This is a genomic window from Pseudomonas sp. NPDC089734 (genome assembly GCF_044748865.1).
GTDB lineage: Bacteria > Pseudomonadota > Gammaproteobacteria > Pseudomonadales > Pseudomonadaceae > Aquipseudomonas.
In genome coordinates, this window is record NZ_JBIVGV010000010.1 from 19,230 (window position 1) to 44,561 (window position 25,332).

The 25,332-nt window shown below is 59.2% G+C and carries 20 protein-coding genes; 17 read left to right on the forward strand and 3 right to left on the reverse strand.

Annotated elements, in window-relative coordinates:
• Nucleotides 1–169 precede the first annotated feature (169 nt).
• From dksA to ACIPY9_RS14405, 17 genes are all read left to right on the forward strand, one after another.
• On the forward strand, nucleotides 170–610 hold the full coding sequence (gene dksA, locus ACIPY9_RS14325) for an RNA polymerase-binding protein DksA (protein WP_400702169.1): 441 nt from the start codon (nucleotides 170–172) through the stop codon (nucleotides 608–610).
• A gap of 232 nt (nucleotides 611–842) precedes the next feature.
• The gene (gene gluQRS, locus ACIPY9_RS14330; RefSeq protein WP_400702172.1) at nucleotides 843–1,730 is read left to right on the forward strand and encodes a tRNA glutamyl-Q(34) synthetase GluQRS; all 888 of its coding nucleotides are present in this window, start codon (nucleotides 843–845) and stop codon (nucleotides 1,728–1,730) included.
• Between the two features lie 89 nt (nucleotides 1,731–1,819).
• Nucleotides 1,820–1,996: a hypothetical protein gene (locus ACIPY9_RS14335; RefSeq protein ID WP_002552060.1), complete on the forward strand. Its 177-nt coding sequence runs from the start codon at nucleotides 1,820–1,822 to the stop codon at nucleotides 1,994–1,996.
• On the forward strand, nucleotides 1,980–4,934 hold the full coding sequence (locus tag ACIPY9_RS14340) for a sensor histidine kinase (protein WP_400702175.1): 2,955 nt from the start codon (nucleotides 1,980–1,982) through the stop codon (nucleotides 4,932–4,934). Before ACIPY9_RS14335 ends, ACIPY9_RS14340 begins: the two co-directional genes overlap by 17 nt.
• Nucleotides 4,935–4,956: 22 nt before the next feature.
• A complete protein-coding gene (locus ACIPY9_RS14345) occupies nucleotides 4,957–6,384 on the forward strand; it encodes a sigma-54-dependent transcriptional regulator (RefSeq protein ID WP_400702178.1) in 1,428 nt (475 codons plus the stop codon).
• A 694-nt stretch (nucleotides 6,385–7,078) separates the two neighbouring features.
• Nucleotides 7,079–8,488, forward strand: coding sequence for a polynucleotide adenylyltransferase PcnB (locus ACIPY9_RS14350; RefSeq protein ID WP_400702181.1), 1,410 nt, complete (start codon nucleotides 7,079–7,081; stop codon nucleotides 8,486–8,488).
• Nucleotides 8,481–8,984 carry a 2-amino-4-hydroxy-6-hydroxymethyldihydropteridine diphosphokinase gene (folK, locus tag ACIPY9_RS14355; protein ID WP_400702534.1) on the forward strand — a complete coding sequence of 168 codons (504 nt, stop codon included), beginning with the start codon at nucleotides 8,481–8,483 and terminating at the stop codon, nucleotides 8,982–8,984. The genes ACIPY9_RS14350 and folK overlap by 8 nt, the downstream gene beginning before the upstream one ends.
• A 223-nt stretch (nucleotides 8,985–9,207) precedes the next feature.
• Nucleotides 9,208–10,008: a 3-methyl-2-oxobutanoate hydroxymethyltransferase gene (gene panB, locus ACIPY9_RS14360; protein ID WP_400702184.1), complete on the forward strand. Its 801-nt coding sequence runs from the start codon at nucleotides 9,208–9,210 to the stop codon at nucleotides 10,006–10,008.
• Entirely contained in the window at nucleotides 10,005–10,856 is an 852-nt protein-coding gene (panC, locus tag ACIPY9_RS14365; RefSeq protein ID WP_400702187.1) for a pantoate--beta-alanine ligase, read from the forward strand. The genes panB and panC overlap by 4 nt, the downstream gene beginning before the upstream one ends.
• A 7-nt stretch (nucleotides 10,857–10,863) precedes the next feature.
• Nucleotides 10,864–11,244, forward strand: a complete 381-nt coding sequence (panD, locus tag ACIPY9_RS14370; RefSeq protein ID WP_400702190.1) for an aspartate 1-decarboxylase — start codon at nucleotides 10,864–10,866, stop codon at nucleotides 11,242–11,244.
• Nucleotides 11,245–11,437: 193 nt separating this feature from the next.
• Nucleotides 11,438–13,102: a glucose-6-phosphate isomerase gene (pgi, locus tag ACIPY9_RS14375; RefSeq protein ID WP_400702193.1), complete on the forward strand. Its 1,665-nt coding sequence runs from the start codon at nucleotides 11,438–11,440 to the stop codon at nucleotides 13,100–13,102.
• A gap of 126 nt (nucleotides 13,103–13,228) precedes the next feature.
• On the forward strand, nucleotides 13,229–15,166 hold the full coding sequence (gene acs / locus ACIPY9_RS14380) for an acetate--CoA ligase (RefSeq protein WP_400702196.1): 1,938 nt from the start codon (nucleotides 13,229–13,231) through the stop codon (nucleotides 15,164–15,166).
• A 51-nt stretch (nucleotides 15,167–15,217) separates the two neighbouring features.
• Nucleotides 15,218–16,087, forward strand: a complete 870-nt coding sequence (locus ACIPY9_RS14385) for an oxygenase MpaB family protein (RefSeq protein ID WP_400702199.1) — start codon at nucleotides 15,218–15,220, stop codon at nucleotides 16,085–16,087.
• Nucleotides 16,088–16,200: 113 nt separating this feature from the next.
• Nucleotides 16,201–17,379: an acetyl-CoA C-acetyltransferase gene (locus ACIPY9_RS14390; RefSeq protein ID WP_400702202.1), complete on the forward strand. Its 1,179-nt coding sequence runs from the start codon at nucleotides 16,201–16,203 to the stop codon at nucleotides 17,377–17,379.
• 109 nt (nucleotides 17,380–17,488) lie between these two features.
• Nucleotides 17,489–18,505: a class I SAM-dependent rRNA methyltransferase gene (locus ACIPY9_RS14395; protein WP_400702205.1), complete on the forward strand. Its 1,017-nt coding sequence runs from the start codon at nucleotides 17,489–17,491 to the stop codon at nucleotides 18,503–18,505.
• A 111-nt stretch (nucleotides 18,506–18,616) separates the two neighbouring features.
• Entirely contained in the window at nucleotides 18,617–21,562 is a 2,946-nt protein-coding gene (locus ACIPY9_RS14400) for a DUF748 domain-containing protein (protein WP_400702208.1), read from the forward strand.
• 47 nt (nucleotides 21,563–21,609) lie between these two features.
• Nucleotides 21,610–21,888, forward strand: a complete 279-nt coding sequence (locus ACIPY9_RS14405) for a DUF2845 domain-containing protein (RefSeq protein WP_400702537.1) — start codon at nucleotides 21,610–21,612, stop codon at nucleotides 21,886–21,888.
• Between the two features lie 141 nt (nucleotides 21,889–22,029).
• On the opposite strand, the gene ACIPY9_RS14410 is transcribed toward ACIPY9_RS14405, so the two are convergent.
• The 3 genes from ACIPY9_RS14410 to rpsO all read right to left on the reverse strand — a co-directional run bounded on the left by ACIPY9_RS14410 (nucleotide 22,030) and on the right by rpsO (nucleotide 25,219).
• Nucleotides 22,030–22,380, reverse strand: coding sequence for a BON domain-containing protein (locus ACIPY9_RS14410; RefSeq protein ID WP_400702211.1), 351 nt, complete (start codon nucleotides 22,378–22,380; stop codon nucleotides 22,030–22,032).
• A gap of 290 nt (nucleotides 22,381–22,670) precedes the next feature.
• The gene (pnp, locus tag ACIPY9_RS14415) at nucleotides 22,671–24,776 is read right to left on the reverse strand and encodes a polyribonucleotide nucleotidyltransferase (protein ID WP_400702214.1); all 2,106 of its coding nucleotides are present in this window, start codon (nucleotides 24,774–24,776) and stop codon (nucleotides 22,671–22,673) included.
• 173 nt (nucleotides 24,777–24,949) lie between these two features.
• Nucleotides 24,950–25,219: a 30S ribosomal protein S15 gene (rpsO, locus tag ACIPY9_RS14420; protein WP_024684882.1), complete on the reverse strand. Its 270-nt coding sequence runs from the start codon at nucleotides 25,217–25,219 to the stop codon at nucleotides 24,950–24,952.
• Nucleotides 25,220–25,332 lie beyond the last annotated feature (113 nt).

Genomic DNA, 25,332 nt, shown 5'->3' on the forward strand with positions numbered 1-25,332 from the left:
GTAGAAGTGTTGGTTTATACCCGGGACATGCGAGCCATGCTCGACAACCGGGAGTAGCGCACTACGATTTGATCTGGTAAGTTCGCCCGCTTGCAGCTGCAGGGCCGGCGGGTGTCGGTGATGGAACAATCCTGCGCAATAGATTAGAAGAGTGAGAGGCGGTCCATACATGCCCACCCCAGAAAAGCAACAGAATCATCTAATCAGCGGCTTTGAACCCTACGTCGAAACGGCGGGTGAAGAGTATATGGGCGAGCCCATGCGCGCGCACTTCACCAAGATCCTGAACAAATGGAAACAGGATCTGATGCAAGAGGTCGACCGTACGGTAGACCATATGAAGGACGAGGCAGCCAACTTCCCTGACCCGGCAGACCGTGCCAGCCAGGAAGAAGAGTTCAGCCTGGAACTTCGGGCACGCGATCGCGAACGCAAGTTGATCAAGAAGATCGACAAGACGCTGCAACTGATCCTGGACGAAGACTATGGCTGGTGTGAGTCCTGCGGTGTGGAAATCGGCCTGCGCCGACTCGAAGCCCGCCCTACCGCCGACCTTTGCATCGACTGCAAGACCCTGGCGGAAATCAAGGAAAAGCAGGTAGGCAAATAACCTGTCGGCCACCTTGAACAAAAAGACGCTTCGGCGTCTTTTTTGGTTTCAGAGATATTGTTTTTCGCGAATGAGCACTGAGCCCATGCGGATTAATGTGGGACCGGATTTATCCGGGAAGGCAATATTTCCAACGATAGCGATGCGTTGGATGTACGGGTCTTTTCGCGAATGAATTCGCTCCTGCAGGCATTAGCCATTCATTCGTGAAGCCTGCGATGGGGATGCATCTATGAAAAACCCTGCCTATATCGGGCGCTTTGCGCCAACGCCCAGCGGCTACCTGCACTTTGGTTCACTGGTCGCCGCACTCGCCTCTTACCTCGATGCACGTGCAGCAGGCGGCCAGTGGTTGATGCGCATGGAAGACCTGGACCCACCCAGGGAAGTCGCCGGGGCACAGGCTGCAATCCTTGAGACGCTTGAACGCTACGGCTTTGAATGGGACGGCGAGCTGGTCCGTCAGAGCCAGCGTCACGATGCCTACGCCGACATTCTGAATCGCTGGTTCAACCATGGACTGGCCTATGCCTGCACCTGTTCGCGCAAACAACTGGAAGGTTTTCAGGGCGTCTATCCAGGCTTTTGTCGCAACGCTGGCCATGCCACCGAAGACGCCGCGATACGGATTCGCGTGCCGGAGCTGGAATACCGTTTTGTCGATCGGGTCCAGGGGACGTTCCAGCAACACCTGGGACGCGACTCCGGGGATTTCGTCATTCGCCGGCGCGACGGGTTATATGCTTATCAACTGGCCGTGGTGATCGACGACGCCTGGCAGGGAGTGACCGATATTGTGCGGGGAGCCGACCTGCTGGACTCCACACCTCGTCAGCTCTACCTTCAAGAACTGCTGGGAGTGCCACAACCGCGTTATCTGCATGTGCCCCTGATCACTCAGCCCAATGGCCACAAGCTTGGCAAATCCTACCGTTCACCGCCCCTCCCGGCAGATCAGGCCACGCCTCTGTTGCTTAGGGCGCTGCGAGCACTCGGTCAGCCCACAGGCCCCGAACTGTCCTACGGCAGTGCCCGGGAAGTCCTCGACTGGGGCATCAAGCACTGGGACGCAACGAAGATCCCCCGCACCGGCACAATTGAGGAAGCCCGAATAGACTGAGTTAGAGCGGTCGCCGAAAACTCGTACATAAGTACACTTGCAGGTTGTACGGCATCCGTTACCATGCCGCTCCTCACCACGGAGACCTTATGTACATTTACCGACTGGTCCTGCTTCTGGTGGTAGGCATCTACCTGTTCTCCCCGGCCATCATGGACTGGTGGATCGACGCGACCGGTGCCTGGTATCGCCCTTATATGTTGTGGCTGATCCTGATTGTGGTGACCTTCATTCTTCAGAGCCAGCGAGATGCCGATGAGCTTTAGCCTGACGCACATGCTGCTGGTCAGCGCCGCGTATCTGCTGTTTCTGTTCGGCGTTGCGTGGATCAGTGAGCGTGGCCTGATCCCCCGCTGGATCATTCGTCACCCTCTGACTTACACCCTGTCGCTGGGTGTCTATGCCAGTGCATGGGCCTTCTACGGTTCGGTCGGGCTGGCCTATCAATATGGCTACGGCTTTCTCTCCAGCTACCTCGGGGTTTCCGGAGCGTTTCTGCTGGCGCCGGTGTTGCTCTACCCCATTCTCAAGATCACCCGCACCTACCAGCTTTCATCGCTGGCGGACCTGTTTGCCTTCCGCTTCAGAAGCACTTGGGCTGGCGCGCTGACCACCGTGTTCATGCTGATTGGCGTATTGCCGCTGCTGGCCTTGCAGATACAGGCGGTGGCCGACTCCATCAGCATCCTGACCCGGGAGCCGGTACAGGATCGCGTTGCCGTTGCCTTCTGTGCGCTGATCACCCTGTTCACGATTTTCTTCGGTTCACGGCATATCGCAACCCGGGAGAAACACGAAGGGCTGGTGTTCGCCGTCGCCTTCGAGTCGCTGATCAAGCTGATTGCCTTGGGCGGCGTCGGGCTTTATGCCCTGTATGGTGTCTTCGACGGTCCGCAGCAACTGGAGCTTTGGCTGCTGCAGAACCAGACCGCCCTCGCCTCGTTGCACACGCCGCTTCAGGAAGGCCCGTGGCGCACACTGCTTCTGGTGTTCTTCGCTTCCGCCATCGTGATGCCGCACATGTATCACATGACCTTCACCGAAAACCTCAACCCTCGCGCGCTGGTCAGCGCCAGTTGGGGATTGCCGCTGTTCCTGTTGCTGATCAGTCTGGCGGTCCCGCTGATCCTGTGGGCCGGGCTTAAACTGGGTGCGACCACCAGCCCTGAATATTTCACCCTGGGCATAGGCATCGCCGCCAACAGCAAGGCCCTGGCCTTGCTGGCTTACGTCGGGGGGCTGTCGGCCGCCAGCGGCTTGATTATCGTCACGACCCTGGCGCTGTCGGGCATGGCGCTCAATCATCTGGTGCTGCCGCTTTATCAGCCACCGGCCGAGGGCAACATCTATCGCTGGCTGAAGTGGACCCGCCGCGGGCTGATCGTTGCAATCATCACCGCTGGCTATTGCTTCTACCTGATGCTCGGCGCCCAGCAGGATCTCGCCAACCTGGGCATCGTGGCCTTCGTGGCCACCCTTCAATTCCTGCCCGGCGTGCTTTCGGTGCTGTACTGGCCGACCGCCAACCGGCGTGGTTTCATCGCCGGTCTGCTGGCGGGCACCACCGTCTGGATCGTCAGCATGCTGTTACCGCTGATCGGTAACCTGCAAGGGTTCTATATTCCGCTGCTGAACATGATCTACGTGCTGGACGATACCAGTTGGCACATGGCGGCCATCGCTTCTCTGGCGGCCAACGTTCTCCTGTTCACGCTGATTTCGCTGTTCACCAACGCCAGCCCTGAAGAGGCCAGCGCGGCCGAGGCCTGTGCCGTCGATAACGTACGCCGCCCGCAACGGCGCGAGCTGCACGCCGTTTCGCCACAGGAGTTCGCCACGCAACTGGCCAAGCCCCTGGGAGCCAAGGCCGCGCAGAAAGAAGTCGAGCAGGCGCTGCGCGATCTGTACCTGCCTTTCGATGAGCGTCGCCCGTATGCCCTGCGCCGCTTGCGTGACCGGATCGAAGCCAACCTGTCCGGTCTGATGGGGCCGAGCGTCGCCCAGGACATGGTGGAAACCTTCCTGCCGTATAAATCCGGCAGCGAAAAGTACGTCACCGAAGACATTCACTTCATTGAAAGCCGCCTCGAAGACTACCACTCACGCCTGACCGGCCTCGCCGCAGAACTCGACGCCTTGCGCCGCTACCACCGCCAGACCCTTCAGGAACTGCCCATGGGCGTGTGTTCCCTGGCCAAGGATCAGGAAATCCTGATGTGGAACAAGGCCATGGAAGAACTGACCGGCATTGCTGCCCAGCGCGTTGTGGGCTCACGCCTGGAAACCATCGCGGAACCGTGGAAAGGCCTGCTGAAGGGCTTTATCAACGTACCGGACGAGCACCTGCACAAACAGAAGCTTGCACTGGACGGGCAGACTCGCTGGCTCAACCTGCACAAGGCGGCCATCGACGAACCCCTGGCACCGGGCAACAGTGGTCTGGTACTGCTGGTGGAAGACCTCACCGACACACAAATGCTGGAGGACAAGCTGGTCCACTCCGAGCGGCTGGCCAGCATCGGACGCCTCGCCGCCGGCGTTGCCCATGAGATCGGCAATCCGATCACCGGTATTGCCTGCCTTGCACAGAACCTGCGCGAAGAACGCGAGGAAGATGGCGAACTCAAGGAAATCAGCAGCCAGATTCTCGAGCAGACCAAACGTGTCTCACGCATCGTGCAATCGCTGATGAGTTTCGCCCATGCCGGCGCGCATCAGAACTCGGACGAAGCCGTCTGTCTGGCCGAAGTCGCTCAGGATGCCATTGGTCTGCTGGCGCTGAATCGCCGCAACTTCGAAGTCCAGTTCTATAACCTGTGCAACCCCCGGCATCTGGTCGATGGCGACCCGCAGCGGCTGGCACAGGTCCTGATCAATCTGCTCTCCAATGCCCGCGATGCATCGCCGGCCGGCAGTGCCGTCAGGGTCAAGAGCGAAGCATCCGAACACACTGTGGATCTGATCGTCGAGGACGAAGGCAGTGGGATTCCCAAAGCAATCATGGACCGATTGTTCGAGCCATTCTTCACCACCAAGGAGCCGGGTGAAGGAACCGGACTGGGCCTCGCACTGGTCTATTCCATCGTTGAAGAGCATTATGGACAAATCACCATCGACAGCCCGGCCGATCCCGAGCTACAGCGTGGCACCCGTATCAGGGTGACGTTACCGCGCCATGTCGAAGCGACGTCCGCCGTGAACTGAGACCGTCGAGAGAACTGAATCAATGCCGCATATTTTGATCGTCGAAGACGAAACCATTATCCGCTCGGCCCTGCGTCGTCTGCTTGAGCGTAACCAGTACGAAGTCAGTGAAGCTGGCTCGGTACCGGAGGCTCAGGAGCGTTTCAATATTCCGTCGTTCGACCTGATCGTCAGTGACCTGCGACTGCCCGGCGCTCCCGGCACAGAGCTGATCAAGCTCGGTGAAGGCAAGCCCGTCCTGATCATGACCAGTTATGCCAGCCTGCGCTCGGCGGTCGACTCGATGAAAATGGGCGCGGTGGACTACATCGCCAAACCCTTCGACCACGATGAAATGCTTCAGGCCGTCTCGCGCATCCTGCGTGATCGCCAGAACGCGACGAGCCAGCCGACCGAACGTAACACCGCGCCCAAGGCAAACGGTGCCGACAAGAGTCCCGCCCCCAACGGCGAAATCGGCATCATCGGCTCCTGCCCGCCAATGCTCGATCTGTACAGCAAGATCCGCAAGGTCGCGCCCACCGACTCCAATGTCCTGATCCAGGGCGAGTCCGGTACAGGCAAGGAGCTGGTCGCCCGTGCCCTCCACAACCTTTCGCGCCGCACCAAAGCGCCCATGATCTCCGTGAACTGCGCCGCGATCCCGGAATCGCTCATCGAATCCGAACTCTTCGGCCATGAAAAAGGCGCATTCACCGGGGCCAGCGCAGGCCGTGCAGGTCTGGTGGAAGCGGCCGATGGCGGCACACTGTTTCTCGACGAAATCGGCGAGCTGCCTCTCGAAGCGCAAGCCCGCCTGCTGCGTGTCCTGCAGGAAGGCGAAATCCGGCGCGTCGGCTCCGTGCAGTCGCAAAAGGTCGATGTGCGTCTGATCGCAGCCACACACCGGGATCTCAAGACACTGGCCAAGAACGGCGAGTTTCGGGAAGACCTTTATTACCGCCTGCACGTCATTGCCCTGAAACTCCCGGCACTGCGCGAACGCGGTAACGATGTCATTGAAATCGCCCGCTCGTTCCTGGCCCGCCAAAGCGCCAAGGCTGGCCGTAACGACCTGAAGTTTGCCCTCGACGCAGAACAAGCGATCCGCCATTACAGCTGGCCGGGTAACGTCCGGGAGCTGGAAAACGCCGTGGAACGTTCGGTCATTCTGTGCGAAAGCCCGGAAATCTCTGCCGACCTGCTGGGTATCGACATCGAACTCGATGGCCTGGACGACGACGAATACATGGGCCTGGCCCCTCTGTCCAACCCCACGAGCGCCACCAACAACGAACCGACCGAAGACTTGTCCCTGGAAGACTACTTTCAGCATTTCGTTCTGGAACATCAGGATCACATGACCGAAACCGAACTGGCCCGCAAACTCGGCGTCAGTCGCAAGTGCCTGTGGGAGCGTCGCCAGCGGCTGGGGATCCCTCGTCGCAAGGGCGTGGCCAGCGAAACCTGAGCGCAACGCTCTGGCATAAGGGATACAGGCCTTCAAGGAAACTGTTACCGCCAGGACCGAGACGTAACAAAAGCCGGGGCTTACGGTAACGAAGTCCCGGCTTTTTTATCCCGACGATAAAAGTCAGGTATCCGAAAAGCCCCGGTTTCATTGGCTTTTAAAAAGTTGGCACGGCTCCTGCTATATATTCGGTACAAGAAGAACAACAAACAGTACGACACCCATAACAAGAACAAGACGAATCGACTCACGCATAACAAGAACAACACGGCGGAGGCGCAGCTAACTGATTCTTTTGGAGAGGAGTTGTATTTGGGGCTTGCCCCGCAACCAGGCCGAGAACAACAAAAACTACCCTTAGGTAGCGCCTGAACTGGTTGGATCGAATGATCATTGCAACGCAGCGACCAAAGCAATCCGTTTGCTCTTGACTCCCGATTGGGAGGTTTCACAGGCGAGATCCTGTGAATGGGCACTCAACAAAAACAAGAAGCCCGAACAGATAATAAAAATAAAGAGCACGCACTTTGGGGGAGCTTCGGCTCCCCCAGTAGCTTCCAGAATCTGCTCCAACCTCCTTCCTGACGCTCTATGCGCAGCTTCCTACACCATCCCTCGACTAAATGCTAGAATCCCCGGCCATCGTGCGGCCATTCTTCGTTTTGGCCGAATATTCCTTCAAACAGTGCATCCCATGCTGAAGAAGCTGTTCCAGTCATTTAGTTCTCCACTGCGTAAACCGCAGCAACACACGCGCACCACGCCTGAAGTGCTCAATAGCAGCCAGCACTCGCTGCAACGCAGCCAATTCAGCCGTTATGCCGTCAACATCGTCGAGCGTCTGCAAAATGCAGGCTATCAGGCCTATCTGGTCGGTGGCTGTGTACGTGACCTCCTGCTCAATATCGATCCAAAGGATTTCGACGTCGCCACCAGCGCCACGCCTGAGCAGGTACGTGCGGAATTTCGTAACGCCCGGATCATTGGCCGCCGTTTCAAGCTGGTCCATATCCATTTCGGTCGTGAAATCATCGAAGTCGCCACCTTTCGCGCCAATCATCCCCAGGATGAAGAAGAGGAAGACAGCAATCAGTCCTCGCGCAATGAAAGCGGCCGCATTCTGCGTGACAACGTCTATGGCACGCTGGAAGAAGACGCCCAGCGCCGAGACTTCACGATCAACGCCCTGTATTACGATCCGGTCAGCGAGCGCATCCTTGATTACGCCAATGGCGTACATGACATCCGTAACCGCCTGATCCGCCTGATTGGCGACCCCGAGCAGCGTTATAAAGAAGACCCGGTGCGCATGCTGCGCGCCGTCCGCTTCGCGGCGAAGCTGGATTTCGGTATCGAAAAACACAGCACCCTGCCGATTCGCCCGCTGGCACCGATGCTGCGCGACATTCCGTCGGCGCGTCTGTTCGAGGAAGTGCTCAAGCTGTTCCTGTCCGGTCATGCAGAGCTCACCTTCGAGATGCTGGTGGATCTGGAACTGTTCGATCCGTTGTTCCCGGCCAGCGCCAAGGCTCTGGAGTACAACCCGACCTATACCCATACGCTGATCAGCCAGGCCTTGATCAATACCGACCTGCGTATAAAGCAGAACAAACCGGTCACACCGGCCTTCCTGTTCGCGGCCCTGCTCTGGCCGGCCTTGCCCGCCAAGGTACTGCGCCTGCAAGAGCGTGGCATGCCACCGATTGCTGCGATGCAGGAAGCGGCGCATGAACTGATCATTGAACAGTGCCAGCGCATTGCTATTCCCAAGCGTTTCACCATGCCGATCCGCGAGATCTGGGACATGCAGGAACGCCTGCCGCGACGCTCCGGCAAGCGCGCCGATCAGCTACTCGACAACCCGCGCTTCCGTGCCGGCTACGACTTCCTGCTGTTGCGCGAAGCGGCGGGCGAGCAGACCGATGGCCTGGGCGACTGGTGGACCGACTATCAGGAAGGCAACGACAGCGAACGCCGCGAAATGATTCGCGACCTGAGCAGCAAGCCTGAAGCGACCGGCAACGGCCCTCGCAAGCGTCGACGCAGCGGTGGTGCCAAGCGCAAACATAGCAATGCCGACACGTCCAACGCCTCGGGTGAGTAAATTGCCGAACAGCGAACGGGTCTACATTGGCATGGGCAGCAACCTGGCTGACCCGGCAGAGCAATTGCGCAGCGCACTCAAGGCACTGGCGCAACTGCCACAGAGTCACCTGGCGGGCGTCTCTTCCTTTTACGTCAGCGACTCGCTGCTGCCCGGCCAGCCTCGATACACCAACGCTGTCGCCGCCCTGGATACGTCACTGGCCCCCTTGGCGCTGCTTGACGCCTTGCAAGGCATCGAACTGGGCCAGGGGCGTGAGCGCCATGAACACTGGGGACCGCGCACGCTGGATCTCGATATCCTGCTCTTCGGCGAACGGCTGATCGACGAGCCTCGCCTTAAAGTACCGCACTACCACATGCAGGCCAGACCCTTCGTACTCTACCCTCTGGCAGAACTCGTGCCGGGGCTGCATCTGCCGGATGGGCGTGTCCTGAGCCAGTTGCTGGACGCGTGTCCATTTGAAGGTCTGGAGCGTTTGCCTGCACAGGCGTAACGCTGAGGTATCACCCGTTACGCTCTTGTGTAACCGATCAGGCAAACGGGTAACACACTTAATTGACTTCATGCCCCCTCCTCACGAAGATAGGCCTCCCGCCGCCAACCCGTTGGTGAATGGGCGCGAAACAGGCCTTTGCGAAACACCGCGACACGACGGTGTGCCTGCTTTTCCAAGATGAATCGCCTCGGTGTTCACAGCGCCTGATGGAGGACTTTAAATGCCGGATATAACTGTTACGTCACTGCTGGCGCTCAAGCAGAAAGGTGAAAAGATCACCATGCTGACCTGCTACGACGCGACCTTCGCCCACACCGCCTGTCAGGCGGGTATCGAAGTGCTGCTGGTCGGTGACTCGCTGGGCATGGTTCTGCAAGGCCATGACAGCACCTTGCCAGTTACCACCGCCGAAATGGCCTATCACGTCGCCTGCGTCAAACGCGGCAATCAGGGCGCACTGATCCTCGCCGACCTGCCCTTCATGGCCAACGCCACCCTTGAGCAGACCTTCGCCAACAGCGCAGCGCTCATGCAGGCGGGTGCCCATATGGTCAAGGTCGAAGGTGCGGCATGGCTGGCCGACTCCATACGCCTGCTTGCCGAACGCGGCATTCCGGTATGCGCCCACATGGGCCTGACCCCACAGGCGGTGAACGTCCTGGGCGGCTACAAGGTTCAGGGGCGTCTGGAAGCCCAGGCGCGCCAGATGCGGGCCGATGCCATTGCTCTTGAACAGGCTGGCGCGGCCATGATCCTGCTCGAATGCGTACCGAGCGAACTGGCCGAGGAAATCACTCACGCCGTGAAGGTCCCCGTGATCGGTATCGGCGCAGGTAGCGCCACGGACGGTCAGGTGCTGGTGATGCATGACATGCTCGGTCTGTCCATCAGCGGCCGTGTCCCGAAATTCGTGAAGAACTTCATGATCGGCCAGCCTGATATCCAGTCCGCCATCCAGGCCTATGTCACGGCCGTCAAAAACGTCAGCTTTCCGGCCACTGAACACGGATTCTCGGCATGAACACAGTAAAAACCGTACTGGAACTGCGAGCAGCCGTTGCTCGCGCCCGCAGCGAAGGTAAACGGATCGGCTTGACGCCCACGATGGGCAACCTGCACAGCGGACATACCGCTCTGGTCACCCGCGCGGCTCAACGGGCCGACTTCGTGGTCGCGACCATTTTCGTCAATCCGCTGCAGTTCGGCCCCAACGAAGACCTGGCGAGTTACCCGCGCACGCTGGCCGCCGACCAGGAAAAACTCCTGCAGGCTGGCTGCAATCTGCTGTTCACGCCCAGCGTCGAAGAAATGTATCCCCACGGCATGGGCGACCAGACCATCGTCAGCGTTCCGCACCTGTCCGAAGGCCTGTGCGGGGCCAGCCGTCCGGGCCACTTCGATGGCGTGGCCACCGTCGTCAGCAAACTGTTCAACATGGTCCAGCCTGACCTGGCCGTATTCGGCGAAAAAGACTTTCAGCAACTGGCCGTGATCCGGGCTCTGGTCCGCGACCTGAACATGCCGATCCAGATCATTGGCGAGCCGACCGTTCGCGCTGCCGATGGCCTGGCCCTGTCCTCACGTAACGGTTACCTGAACGAAGAACAACGCGCCAAGGCTCCCGCGCTATATCGCGCCATCAGCGTGATAGCCGATGCCATTCGCTCTGGCGAAACACATTTCGACACACTGACCGGTGCCGCCAAACGCATGCTGGAAGGTGACGGCTTCCGTATCGACTACCTGGAAGTCCGTGAAGCCAACAGCCTGCGCCCTGCGACGGCTCAGGATCGTGACCTGGTGATTCTGGTTGCAGCCTTCCTGGGCACAACCCGCCTGATCGACAATCTGCACCTGACCAAGGAATAACAAAAAGATGCAAACCGTGATGCTCAAAGCCAAGCTGCACCGTGCAGAAGTTACCCACGCCGTGCTCGACTACGAAGGCTCGTGCGCCATCGATGGCGAATGGCTGGACCTGTCCGGCATCCGCGAGTACGAGCAGATCCAGATCTACAACGTCGACAATGGCGAGCGCTTCACCACTTACGCCATCCGTGGCGAAGAAGGTTCACGCATGATCTCGGTCAATGGTGCCGCCGCCCACAAGGCGAAAGTCGGCGACCGTGTGATCATCTGTGCCTATGCTCACTACTCCGAAGCCGAGCTGGTCAACTTCAAGCCACGCATGCTCTATATGGCGCCGGGCAATGAACTAAGCCACACCAGCAATGCCATACCGGTACAGGTTGCTTGAGTCATCCAGACACGGCACCACGAAAAACCCGGTCACTCACAGCCTGTGCGAAATAGTACCGGGCTCAGGTAAGGCAGAGCGCAGACAAACAGGCATGCGGAGGGTAGTCTCCGTTACGTGGCCAAGCATTCAAAGTCTGCGTTCTGGCTTTTCAACCTTCAAAGGCAGTTCAAGTTAAAGGAAACCCGCAGCGATGGCGTACTACCGCAATCCTTCTGATGTGACCGCCCTGCCCGCCTGGCAGGCGCTGAGTCAACACCGCCAAGCCATGCAGGATTTCAGCATGCGCGACGCGTTCAATGCTGACCCGCAACGCTTCAGCCAATTCACCCTCAGCAGTTGCGGTCTGTTTCTCGACTATTCCAAAAACCTGATTACCGGCGAAACCCAGGATCTGCTGGTCAATCTGGCCAATGAAGTCGGCCTCAAGGAAGCGATCAAGGCCCAGTACGACGGCGAACTGGTCAACTCATCCGAAGGCCGCCCGGCGCTGCACACCGCGCTGCGTCGTCCGGTGGGCGACAAGCTGATGGTCAATGGCGTCAACGTGATGCCGGAAGTCCACAAGGTCCTGAACCAGATCACCGAACTGGTCGGCCGCATTCACGACGGCCTGTGGCGCGGTTACACCGAGAAGCCCATCACCGACGTGGTGAACATCGGTATCGGCGGTTCGTTCCTCGGCCCGGAACTGGTTTCCGAAGCGCTGCTGTCGTACGCCCACAAAGGCGTGCGCTGCCATTACCTGGCCAATATCGACGGCAGTGAGTTCCATGAACTGTCGATGAAGATTCGCGCCGAAACCACGCTGTTCATCGTGTCGTCGAAATCCTTCAACACCCTGGAAACCCTGAAGAACGCTCAGGCCGCCCGCGCCTGGTATCTAGCCCAGGGCGGCTCCGAAGCCGAGCTGTATCGCCACTTCATCGCCGTATCGAGCAACAACGCGGCGGCGGTGGCCTTCGGTATCCGTGAAGAAAACATCTTCCCGATGTGGGACTGGGTTGGCGGTCGTTACTCGCTGTGGTCGGCCATCGGCCTGCCTATCGCACTGGCCATCGGCATGTCCAACTTCAAGGAACTGCTGTCCGGTGCCTACACCATGGACCAGCATTTCCAGAGCGCACCGTTCGAGAAGAACATGCCGGTGCTGCTGGGTTTGCTGGGCGTCTGGTATGGCAACTTCTGGGGCTCGCAGAGCCACGCGATCCTGCCTTACGACCACTACCTGCGTAACATCACCAAGCACTTGCAACAGCTGGACATGGAATCCAACGGCAAGAGCGTACGCCAGGACGGCACGCCGGTGTCCACCGACACAGGTCCGGTCATCTGGGGCGGCGTAGGGTGCAACGGCCAGCACGCTTACCACCAGTTGCTGCACCAGGGCACCCAGTTGATCCCGGCCGACTTCATCGTGCCGATCGTCAGCTTCAACCCGGTGTCCGACCATCATCAGTGGCTGTACGCCAACTGCCTGTCTCAAAGCCAGGCGCTGATGCTGGGCAAGACCCGCGCCGAAGCCGAAGCCGAGCTGCGTGAAAAAGGCATGCCGGAAGACCAGGTGCAGAAGCTTGCACAACACAAGGTCATTCCCGGCAACCGCCCAAGCAACACGCTGGTCGTCGAACGCATCAGCCCGCGCCGTCTGGGCGCACTGGTGGCCATGTACGAGCACAAGGTCTTCGTCCAGAGCGTCATCTGGGGCATCAACGCCTTCGACCAGTGGGGTGTGGAACTGGGCAAGGAACTGGGCAAAGGCGTCTATCAGCGCCTGACCGGCGGTATCGAAGAGCCTGCCGAAGATGCTTCGACCCAAGGGCTGATCAACTACTTCCGCGGGCGTCATCGCGGTTGATCGCCTTCGCGGATGAATCCGCTCCTACAGGTGTAGGAGCGAATTCATTCGCGAAACCCTCAAATTGAACCCGCTCTCCCCCTCAGGCTCCTATTCTTGTAACAGCACAGGAATAAGGAAGCCGTCATGTTCGATATCAGCGCATTCCCCAAAGCCGACGCCATACGCCAGTCCACGCAGCTCAGTCAGGCCGACTACCAACGCCTGTACCGCCAGTCTGTGGATAACCCCGATCAGTTCTGGGCCGAACAGGCGACAGCCTTTCTCGACTGGTCAGCCCCGTGGGACACAGTCCAGAGTTCAGACCTCGGCACCGGCCGGGCGAGCTGGTTCAAGGGGGGCAAGCTCAATGTCAGCTACAACTGCATCGATCGCCATCTGAGGGAGCGGGCAGATCAGATCGCAATGATCTGGGAAGGCGACAGTCCCTCCGAATCGGCCGAAATCACCTACAAGAAGCTGCACCACAACGTTTCCCGACTGGCCAATGTGCTGAAGATTCGTGGCGTCAAGAAAGGCGACCGGGTGTGTATCTACATGCCGATGATTCCCGAGGCCGCCTACGCGATGCTGGCCTGCGCACGCATCGGAGCCATTCATTCGGTGGTATTCGGTGGCTTTTCTCCTGATGCCTTGCGCGACCGGATTCTGGACTCCGACTGTCACACGGTCATCACCGCCGACGAAGGTGTTCGGGGCGGTAAATACATTCCCATGAAGCACAACGTCGACAAGGCCCTGCAAAGCTGCCCGAACGTGAGCACAGTGCTGGTGGTGGAAAGGACGCAAGGCGAGATCGACTGGGTCAAGGGCCGTGACCTCTGGTATCACGAAGCGCTTCACGGGATCAGCGATGAATGCCCGCCGGAACCGATGGATGCCGAAGATCCGCTGTTCATTCTCTACACCTCCGGCAGCACCGGGAAACCCAAAGGCGTGCTGCATACCACCGGTGGCTATCTGCTCCAGGCAGCCATGACCCACAAATACGTGTTCGACTACCGCGATGGCGAGATTTTCTGGTGCACCGCCGATGTCGGCTGGATTACCGGGCACAGCTACATCGTCTATGGCCCCCTGGCCAATGGCGCAACCACACTGATCTTCGAGGGCGTGCCCAGTTATCCGGACGCTTCGCGTTTCTGGCAGATCATCGACAAGCATCTGGTCAATATCTTCTACACCGCCCCCACCGCCTTGCGGGCCTTGATGCGCGAAGGTCCCAGACCGCTGCAAGACACGTCACGGGAAAGCCTGCGCCTGCTGGGCAGTGTCGGTGAGCCGATCAATCCGCAAGCGTGGGAATGGTACTTCCATCAAGTGGGCAAGGAACGCTGCCCCATCGTCGATACCTGGTGGCAGACCGAAACCGGCGGCATCATGCTGACACCGCTGATCAGCGCCAGCCAGGTCAAACCCGGCTGCGCCACCCAACCGATGTTTGGCGTGCAGCCCGTGCTGCTCGATGAAAAGGGCCAGGAAATCGAAGGCCCCGGCAGCGGGCTGCTGGCAATCAAGGCCAGTTGGCCGGGACAGATCCGCAGCGTATACGGTGACCCGCAACGCATGATCGACACCTACTTCAAACCGTATCCCGGTTATTACTTTACCGGCGACGGGGCCCGCCGCGATGAGGAGGGCGATTACTGGATCACCGGGCGGGTCGATGATGTGATCAACGTTTCCGGACACCGGATCGGCACGGCCGAGGTCGAAAGCGCGCTGGTGCTCCACGACAAGATTGCCGAGGCCGCCGTGGTGGGTTATCCCCATGACGTCAAAGGCATGGGCATCTATGCCTTCGTCACCCTCATCAACGGCATCGAACCCAGCGACGCCTTGAAGGCAGAGTTGCTGCGCCATGTCGGTCAGGAGATCGGCAGCTTCGCCAGACCCGAGCTGATCCAGTGGGCTCCCGCGCTGCCCAAGACCCGATCGGGCAAGATCATGCGACGCATTCTGCGCAAGATTGCCTGCAACGAACTCGATAGCCTAGGCGACACGTCCACCCTCGCCGATCCCGGGGTTGTGGATAACCTGATCGACAAACGCTTGAATCGGTGAGGCAAGCGAGGCATGGTCAGCACCATGCCCGCTGTTTCAAACCGAGAACACATGGAATTCATTCGTCGCCGCATCGAAACACAGGTCATGAGCCTGACCGGATTGTCACTGGGCCAACTGGACCTGGAAAACCCCAAGGGCGACCCTGGCCTGTTCGGCCCGCAGGCCATTTGCTGGCGGGTGCATGGCGACTTTACCAGCATGCTGATCGGCGGCATCAGCGCCTTGATGCTGCAAGCGCTGCATCCCCTGGCCCTGGCTGGTGTCTGGGATCACTCCAACTTCAGGGAGGACATGCTCGGTCGGCTTCGACGCACCGGGCAGTTTCTGGCCGGGACCACCTTCGGGGCAACCGGCGACGCGAACTGGCTGATCGAGAAGGTCCGCACCATCCATCTGCAAATCACCGGAACAGCGCCTGACGGCCGCCCCTATGCCGCCAGCGACCCTGAATTGCTGACCTGGGTTCATGTGGCCGAAGTCAGCAGCTTTCTGGCCGCGCACTTGCGCTACCTCAACCCCGGGCTGTCACTGGCCGATCAGGATACCTATTACGCGGAAACGGCCCTCATCGCCGAACGCCTGGGCGCCCGCGACGTACCGCGCTCACGTCAGGCAATTGCCGACTTTCTGGACAACATGCGCGGGCAACTGGTGTGCGACGAACGCAGCCGTGAAGTCATACGCCTGCTGCTCAACGAGCCTGCGCCGAACTGGCTGGTCAAACCGTTCGGGGCCTTGATGATGCAGGCCGGTATCGACCTGCTGCCTCACTGGGCCAGCGACATGCTCGGCGTTGCCCAGGGGCCGTTACGCCGCAAGATGATACGCGCGGGCGTCAATCACAGTGCGCCGATCCTGCGCTGGGCCGTGCGTAACGGCTCCATCCATCGGGCACAGCGACGAATGGGGCCTGGATAACGTGACCACCGGGTTCCCGGTTGGAACCTTGCTTTGTAGATGTGCCAACATGAACCCATTGATCACCTGAGGCCGTCACCGGTCCTGCGCCAATAACAATGAGGATCAGCACCATGCAAGACGTCGTTATCGTTGCCGCCACCCGCACAGCGGTGGGCAGTTTCCAGGGCTCGCTGGCCAGTATTCCCGCCGTGGATCTGGGGGCCGCCGTCATCCGCCAGCTTCTCGAGCAGACCGGTGTGGATGGCGGGCAGATCGATGAAGTCATCATGGGCCAGGTGCTGACGGCCGGCGCGGGCCAGAACCCGGCCCGCCAGGCGGCTATCAAGGCAGGCCTGCCCTTTGCCGTCCCCGCCATGACCCTGAACAAGGTGTGCGGCTCGGGCCTCAAGGCTCTGCATCTGGCCACCCAGGCGATCCGTTGCGGCGATGCCGAGATCATCATCGCCGGGGGCCAGGAAAACATGAGCCTGGCCAACTATGTGATGCCCGGTGCCCGTACCGGCCTGCGCATGGGCCACGCGGCGCTGGTCGACACCATGATCAGCGACGGCCTGTGGGATGCCTTCAATGACTATCACATGGGGATCACGGCCGAAAACCTCGCGGCCAAGTACGAAATCAGCCGTCAGGCACAGGATGAGTTCGCCGCCACGTCACAGCAGCACGCCATTGCTGCCATCGAGGCCGGGCGTTTCGTGGATGAAATCACCCCGATCCTGATTCCTCAGCGCAAGGGCGACCCTGTTCGCTTCGACACCGATGAACAGCCTCGTGCTGGCACCACCGCCGAATCGCTGGGCAAGCTCAAGGCAGCCTTCAAGAAAGACGGCACGGTCACCGCTGGCAATGCGTCGTCCATCAATGACGGTGCAGCCGCCGTCATGCTGATGAGTGCCAGCAAGGCCCAACAACTGGGCTTGCCGGTGCTGGCACGCATCGCCGCCTATGCCAATGCTGGCGTAGACCCGGCCATCATGGGTATCGGCCCGGTCAGCGCGACACGTCGCTGTCTGGATAAGGCAGGCTGGGCGCTGGAAGAGCTGAACCTGATCGAAGCCAACGAAGCCTTTGCAGCCCAGTCCCTGTCGGTTGCCAAAGAGCTGGGGCTGAATCTGGACAAGGTCAACGTCAACGGCGGTGCCATAGCATTGGGCCACCCTATCGGGGCTTCGGGCTGTCGAGTGCTGGTGACCCTGCTGCACGAAATGATCAAACGCGACGCCAGAAAAGGTCTGGCCACACTGTGCATTGGTGGCGGCCAGGGTGTCGCGCTGGCATTGGCCCGCTGAAACCGTGTGTCCGGGTGCTCGCTCCTGATCCCCTCACCGGAGCGAGCACTCAAATACCGGCACTTAGCTGTTAAACTCCCGCGCTTCATTCCAGCCCGAGGCGCCTTGCATGTCTTCCTTGAATCAGGCGCTCAGCGTCGCCCTCGATAATCGCCAGGATTTACTGGCCGAACTGCATCAGCAGGGAACGGACTGCTATCGACTGTTTCACGGTAGTCAGGAAGGCGCCAGCGGCCTGACCGTCGACCGCTACGGTCCGCAACTGATGGTCCAGAGCTTTCATCACACGCTGGATCTCGAATCGCTGCTTGGGCTGCACGCGCTCATCAATGCCCGACTGAATCTGGAAACCCTGCTGGTCTACAACGACCGCTCGCAAGGCAACTCACGCATCGATCGTCAGGACCCGGTCTACAAGGCCGAAGACGCTGCGCTGGAGGACATGATCGGCCATGAATGGGGACTGAACTACCGGGTGCGTGGACGCCACTCCGGGCAGGACCCTCTGCTGTTTCTCGATCTGCGCAACACGCGCGGCTGGGTCAAGGCGCACAGTGCGGGCAAGCGTGTGCTGAACCTGTTCTCCTACACCTGTGGCGTCGGCCTCAGTGCGGCTGCGGGCGGCGCGCGTGAAGTCTGCAATCTGGACTTTGCCGAAAGCAACCTGGCAGTAGGCCGCGAGAACGGCGCGCTCAATCCCCACTTGCCGCCGATGCAGTTCATCCAGTCGGATTACTTCCCGGCCATCCGCCAACTGGCAGGTCTGCCCGTCAGTTCGCGTCGTGGGCAGAAACTCCCCGGCTACGTGAAACTTGAACAGCGCCAATACGACCTGGTACTGCTCGATCCGCCCGCCTGGGCCAAAAGCGCTTTCGGCACCGTCGATCTGCTGCGCGATTACCAGAGCCTGCTCAAACCGGCACTCCTGAGCACGGCCGACGACGGCGTACTGATCTGCTGCAACAACCTGGCAAAAGTCAGCATGGACGACTGGCGCGAGCAGGTTCTGCGCTGCGCAAGCAAAGCCGGCCGCCCCGTACGCGACTGTCAGGTCATCCAGCCCGCAACCGACTTTCCTTCGCTGGATAATCAGCCACCGCTCAAGACTCTGATTCTGCAGCTTTGATGTTGCCGGGTATTAAAGGAATTTTCCTACAACACTGAAAGGCTTCACCTTTTGAACCCGACGGGCATGCCATACTCCAAGGAGCTCCCTTAGAGAGAGACAAAGCCCTACATGTCCAAAGGATTGAAACGTACTCTTGGCACTTTGCTGGCTGTATTCGTGCTTTACAGCCTGCTGGGCTTTTTCATTCTGCCCGGCGTTGCCCTGCGTATCGCCAACCAGCAGCTGAGCAATCATTCAACGGTTCCGGCAAGACTCGAACGCCTTGAACTCAATCCGTACAGCCTGGAGCTGACCCTGTGGGGACTGAACATCGGCACTCCCGGCAAGGAACAGATTGCCTTTGAAAAGCTGTATGCCAACCTGCAGATCGACAGCCTCTGGACCGGCGCACTGCACCTGCAAAGGGTCGAATTGAGCGCCCCCAGAACCGAAGTGCTGTTCGACAAGGCAGGCCAGTTGAATCTGGCACAGCTGTTCAAGCTGCCGCCCAGTGAACCGGCTCCGGACGAGCCTGCAAGCAATCCCTTCCCGCTGCGCGTCGATGAAATAAAACTGGCCGAGGGCTATGTACACTTTCAGGACCAGCGGCCCGGCGAGCCCATCGAATTCCTGTACGACAAGCTGAACCTTGAGCTGAAGAACCTCAGCACGCTTCCCGAAGACAATGCGGACATGACGCTGGTTGCCGCAGGCCCCGATGGCGGCCAGATCGATTGGGTCGGTCGCATCAGCCTTGTGCCGGTGACCTCCGAGGGCACCCTCAAGGTCACCGATAGCAAAATGAAACTCTGGTGGCCTTATGTTCGCGATGCCTTGCCCCTGGCGCTGAAGGATGGCGTGCTGAATTTCAGTACCGCCTACCGGCTCGATCTGAGCAAGGGCACCGAACTTCAACTCAGCAACGCGGCAGCGAGTGTCGCACCGTTCGCGCTCGACGCCCCCGATGGACGGCCATTGGTACGCTTGCAACGCCTGGAGATCAGCGAGACATCGGTCGATCTGGCCAGACAGCTTGTCACCGTCGGCAAGATACGCAGCAACACGCTGGAAACATGGGCCGCCCGTGAAGCCGACGGCCAACTGGACTGGCAGAAACTGTTTGCCGGGCAACCGGAAAAACCAGCCCAGAAAAAGCCCGAGATCGACGCCAAGGCCGCAGAGCCGGCAGCCGCCCCGCAGGCAAACGCTCAGCCCTCGCCGCCCGGCAAACCCTGGCAGGTACTGCTCAAGGACGTACAGTTACGCGATTATCGGGTTCACCTGGCCGATCGAGTGCCTGCCGAGGCGGTGGCTCTGGAAGTCGGCCCCTTGAACCTGGACCTGCAGAACTTCGACAGCCTCAATAAATCGCCCTTCACCCTCAAGCTGGACACCGGAATCGGCAAGCAAGGCAACCTCACGGCAGCAGGCGATGTAAACCTCAGCCCGATCAATGCCCGCTTGAAGGTCACGACCCGTGACATCGACCTGCGTCTTGCCCAGGCCTATATCAGCCCCTTCATTCGCCTTGAAATGCGCAGCGGGATGCTGGACAGCGATATTGCCGTCGACCTGAAAAGCACCGAGCCCCTGGCGCTGGGTGTGACCGGCAAGGCGCAGGTCAATCAGCTGCATACGCTCGACACCCTCAAGCAACGCGACTTCCTGAAATGGCAGCGACTGGAGCTTGAAGGCCTGAATTATCAGCATGGCGACAACCTGTCGATTACCAGAGTCAATCTGGAGCAGCCCTATGCCCGCTTCATGATCAATGACGACCGGACCACCAATATCGACGACCTGTTGATCCCTCAACCTGCCGACAAACAGACCACCGCAGCCTCTGCAAAAACCACTGGCAGCGAAAAGCCACTGGGGATTCATATCGGCGAAGTGAACATTCAGGAAGGCTCGGCCAACTTTGCCGACTTCACCCTGACCCCCAACTTCATCACGGCAGTCCAGCAACTCAACGGCCGCATCGGCACGATCGATAACCGCCAGCCCAAACCGGCACCGGTCAATGTGGAAGGCAAGGTGGATCGCTATGCGCCGGTCACCATCAAAGGCAGCCTCAACCCCTTCGACCCGATGGCCAGCCTCGACATCGCCACCAGCTTCAAGCGTGTGGAACTGACCACCCTGACGCCCTACTCCGGCAAATTCGCCGGGTTCCGGATTCGCAAGGGGCGGCTCAATCTCGACCTGCATTACCTGATTACCCAGGGCAAGCTGAAAGCCGAAAACAAGGTGCTCGTCGAACAACTGCAACTGGGGGAAAAGGTCGACAGCCCCGATGCCGTGGACTTGCCGATTCGCCTGGCGGTTGCCCTGCTCAAGGACACCCAGGGCAGGATTGCCATTGAACTGCCGGTCGAAGGTGACCTGAACAACCCACAATTCAGCGTCATGCCGATTGTCTGGCAGACGCTGCGCAATCTTGTGCTGCGAGCGGCACAGGCCCCCTTCAAGTTATTGGGCGGCCTGGTTACCGGCGGAGGCTCCGAAGACCTCGGGAACGTGAGTTTCGCGCCAGGCTCCAGCGAGCTGAGCAATGAGGCCAGAAAGGCCCTGGACACACTGGCCACCGCCCTCAAGGAGCGCCCGGCGTTGCGTCTGGAAATCGAAGGCACCAGCGCGGCCAGCAGCGATGGCCCCTTGATCGCGCAGCAGCGACTGGAGCGTGAATACCAGGCCACCTACTACAAGATCATGCAACGCCGCGGTGACAAGGTCCCGGCCAGGGCCGCCCTGCTGCAAGTGCCTGATGACGAAAAAGGCCCGATGCTCGAAGGTATCTATCGCGCCCGTCTCAAGCAGCAGCCACCGGCAGAATGGGCCGATCTGGGCAAGGAAGAGCGCCTGAACAGAATGCGGGCTGCCGTCCTCAAGTTCTGGAGCGGCAACGAAATCCTGCTGCGTGAGTTGGGGCAGGAGCGAGCGGCCAGTATCAAGGACTATCTGGTGGACAAGGGCAAGCTTGAAGACCAGCGTGTCTACTTCGTCGATGCACATCTGGGCCAGGCACAAGCGGATGGCCAGGTTATCAGCCCTCTTCATCTGGACAGCGAGTAAACGACTTGAAGATACCTCTACGAATCATCTGTAGTCTCAGCCTGTCGATGACCCTCCTGTCGATGACAGCCGCACAAGCTGCAACCTTGCGTTGCGGCAGCCAGTTGATCAGCACGGGGGACAGGCTCTTCGAGGTTCAACAGAAATGCGGAGCGCCTGTCAGCCAGGAGGTACTGGGAAGCAAGGAGGTCTACAGCAGCAACTTCAGAAGGTCAGAGGAAGTGAGAATCGAAGAGTGGGTTTACGGTCCGGATAACGGCATGTACCAATACCTGCGTTTCGAGGGCGGTCGACTCGTCAGGATCGATAGCAAACGCGGCAACTGATCCTCCCCCCAATAGAACAGGCCCCGATGCGAACACCGGGGCCTGTAATGGCCACATCCTTGTGGCCTCTCGCATGAATCTCCCATCTGCCAACGACCTCCGTGGTCGTCAACTCGATGTCAGATATGCAGGTTTGGAGGATTATTCAGCCTTCAGACCATCGGCAGAAACGGCCTGGACGCCTTTGATTTTCTTGGTGATATCAACGGCCATTTTCTTCTGAGCTTCAGTCACTGCCACTGTCGAAGACAGGGAAACCACGCCTTTGTTGGTTTCAACCTTGATGTCCGAGCCAGGAATGCCTTTTTCAGTCAGCAGGTCAGCCTTGACCTTGGTGGTGATCCAGGTGTCACCTGCCGTTTCCTTGGCCTGAGTCACCTCACCGGCAGCCAGCATCATGGGAGCCTGGGTGTTGGTCTGAGCGAATGCAGCGTTAGCCATGGTCAGTGTCAGGGCAGTAGCGGTGGCAGCAGCGATAGCGAACTTCTTCATACGATAACTCCTGTTTTTCTCAGAAACTGCGCCAGCATCGTGGCAGCAGGGTTAACAGGTATATCGCAAGCGCTGTGCCAACCCAGCCCCATCAATAAAAACCTTAAAATTCAACAAGTTATGATTTTATACATTTTGCCCGATCGTGCAGATTGCCCGTTCTGGCGAAAGATTCACATGCAAGATGCATGTTCTACCCGGGCATTTTGAGGTGTCTTGCACGACCCTTTATTGCACCCATAAAAAAAGGATCCCGAAGGATCCTTTTTTTGGCGAAGCCTATCGAACGATCAGACGCCCGAGGCTTTGGCAGCCGCTACGTCTTTGATCGACAGCTTGATACGGCCGCGGTTGTCCACGTCCAGTACCAGTACTTCGACTTCCTGGCCTTCTTTCAGGATGTCGGTCACTTTCTCGACGCGAGCATCGCTCAGCATGGAGATGTGAACCAGACCGTCCTTGCCAGGCAGGATGTTGACGAATGCGCCGAAATCGACGATGCGCTCAACCTTGCCGACATAGATCTTGCCGATTTCCGCTTCTGCGGTAATACCCAGAACGCGCTGACGTGCTGCTTCAGCGGCTTCCTTGGTTTCGCCGAAGATCTTGATCGAGCCGTCGTCTTCGATATCGATCGAAGCCTTGGTCTCTTCACAGATTGCACGGATGGTCGCGCCGCCTTTACCGATGACGTCACGGATCTTGTCGGTGTCGATCTTCATCGCGATCATGGTCGGAGCGTTGGCCGACAGCTCGGTACGCGACTGACCAATGATCTGGTTCATCTGACCGAGGATGTTCAGGCGAGCTTCCAGGGCCTGGCCCAGGGCGATCTCCATGATTTCTTCGGTGATGCCCTTGATCTTGATGTCCATCTGCAGCGCGGTAACACCTTTGGAGGTACCGGCTACCTTGAAGTCCATGTCGCCCAGGTGGTCTTCATCACCCAGGATGTCGGTCAGAACGGCGAACTTCTCGCCTTCCTTGACCAGACCCATGGCGATACCGGCCACTGGGGCCTTCATCGGCACACCGGCGTCCATCAGCGCCAGGGAAGCACCACAGACCGAAGCCATGGAGCTGGAACCGTTGGACTCGGTGATTTCCGACACGACACGGATGGTGTACGGGAACACGTCGGCATCAGGCAGCATGGCCTGAACGCTGCGACGCGCCAGACGGCCGTGACCGATTTCACGACGACCGGCACCGCCCATGCGGCCACACTCGCCCACCGAGAACGGAGGGAAGTTGTAGTGCAGCATGAAGGGGTCTTTCTTCTCGCCTTCGAGCGTATCCAGCAGCTGTGCATCGCGTGCTGTACCCAGAGTAGCAACGACCAGAGCCTGGGTTTCACCACGGGTGAACAGTGCCGAACCGTGAGTCTTTGGCAGAACGCCGACTTCGATGTTCAGAGGACGAACAGTGCGGGTGTCACGGCCATCGATACGTGGCTTGCCGTTGACGATGTTCTCGCGCACGGTGCGGTATTCGATTTCACCGAAAGCAGCTTTGACTTCGCTGGCAGACGGGCTGCCGTCTTCAACAGCCAGTTTGGCAACGATCTGATCACGCAGCTCGCCCAGGCGCGCATAGCGATCGGCCTTGACGGTGATGGTGTAAGCCTGGGAGATCGCGTCGCCGAACTCGGAGCGGATCGCGCCCAGCAGATCGGTGGCTTCAGGTTGTGGCTGCCAGTCCCAGACAGGCTTGCCCGCTTCAGCGGCCAGTTCCTTGACGGCGTTGATCACGGCCTGGAATTCGTCGTGGGCGAACAGAACGGCACCCAGCATCTGGTCTTCGGTCAGTTCCTTGGCTTCGGATTCAACCATCAGAACCGCTTCGGAAGTACCGGCAACAACCATGTCCAGGCTCGAAGCCTGCAGTTGCTCGTAAGTCGGGTTCAGCAGGTAGCCGGTGCTTTCGTGGAAAGCAACGCGGGCAGCACCGACAGGACCGTCGAACGGAATGCCGGAGATGGCCAGGGCTGCCGAAGTACCGATCATCGCAGCGATGTCCGGATCGGTTTTCTTGCTGGTGGAAACCACGGTGCAGACAACCTGCACTTCGTTCATGAAGCCTTCAGGAAACAGCGGACGGATCGGACGGTCGATCAGACGCGAAGTCAGGGTTTCCTTCTCGGAAGGACGGCCTTCACGCTTGAAGAAACCACCTGGGATCTTGCCAGCAGCGTAGGTCTTTTCCTGATAGTGCACAGACAGCGGGAAGAAGCCTTTGCTGGCATCGGCTTGCTTGGCACCCACTACGGTCACCAATACGCTGACGTCGTCGTCAACGGTGACCAATACTGCACCGGAAGCCTGACGGGCGATACGGCCCGTCTCCATAGTTACGGTCGACTGACCGAACTGAAATTTCTTGATTACCGGGTTCACGGTTTCCTACCTTTTCTGTGGCTCTTGGGGAACTGGTTTCTTGCGAATTCTTGGGCAGCGAGGGGAATCGGCCCCTTCGACACTCCAGATAAAACTAGAGGCTGGATGCCTGCCAGGAGCCGTCGGAGAACCGACGAATCGTGACAGACAGCCAACCTCTTGCAACGTCGTTATTAGCGACGCAGACCCAGACGACCGATCAGGGTGCTGTAACGGCTAACGTCCTTACCTTTCAGGTAATCCAGCAGCTTGCGACGCTGGTTTACCATACGGATCAGACCACGACGCGAGTGGTGGTCCTTACCGTTGGCCTTGAAGTGGCCTTGCAGTTTGTTGATGTTGGCGGTCAGCAGTGCAACTTGCACTTCTGGCGAACCAGTGTCACCAACAGCTTGCTGGTAGTCGGTTACGATCTGAGCTTTTTCTTCAACGCTGAGTGCCATGTGGGCAATCCTTTAGTAAAGGAAACCGTTTTCAAGGAAAACGATTCCAACAGGCCGAGGACAAATCCTCGTATTAAAAGATGAGATGTGACCGTGCCTGTTGACAGCCACCC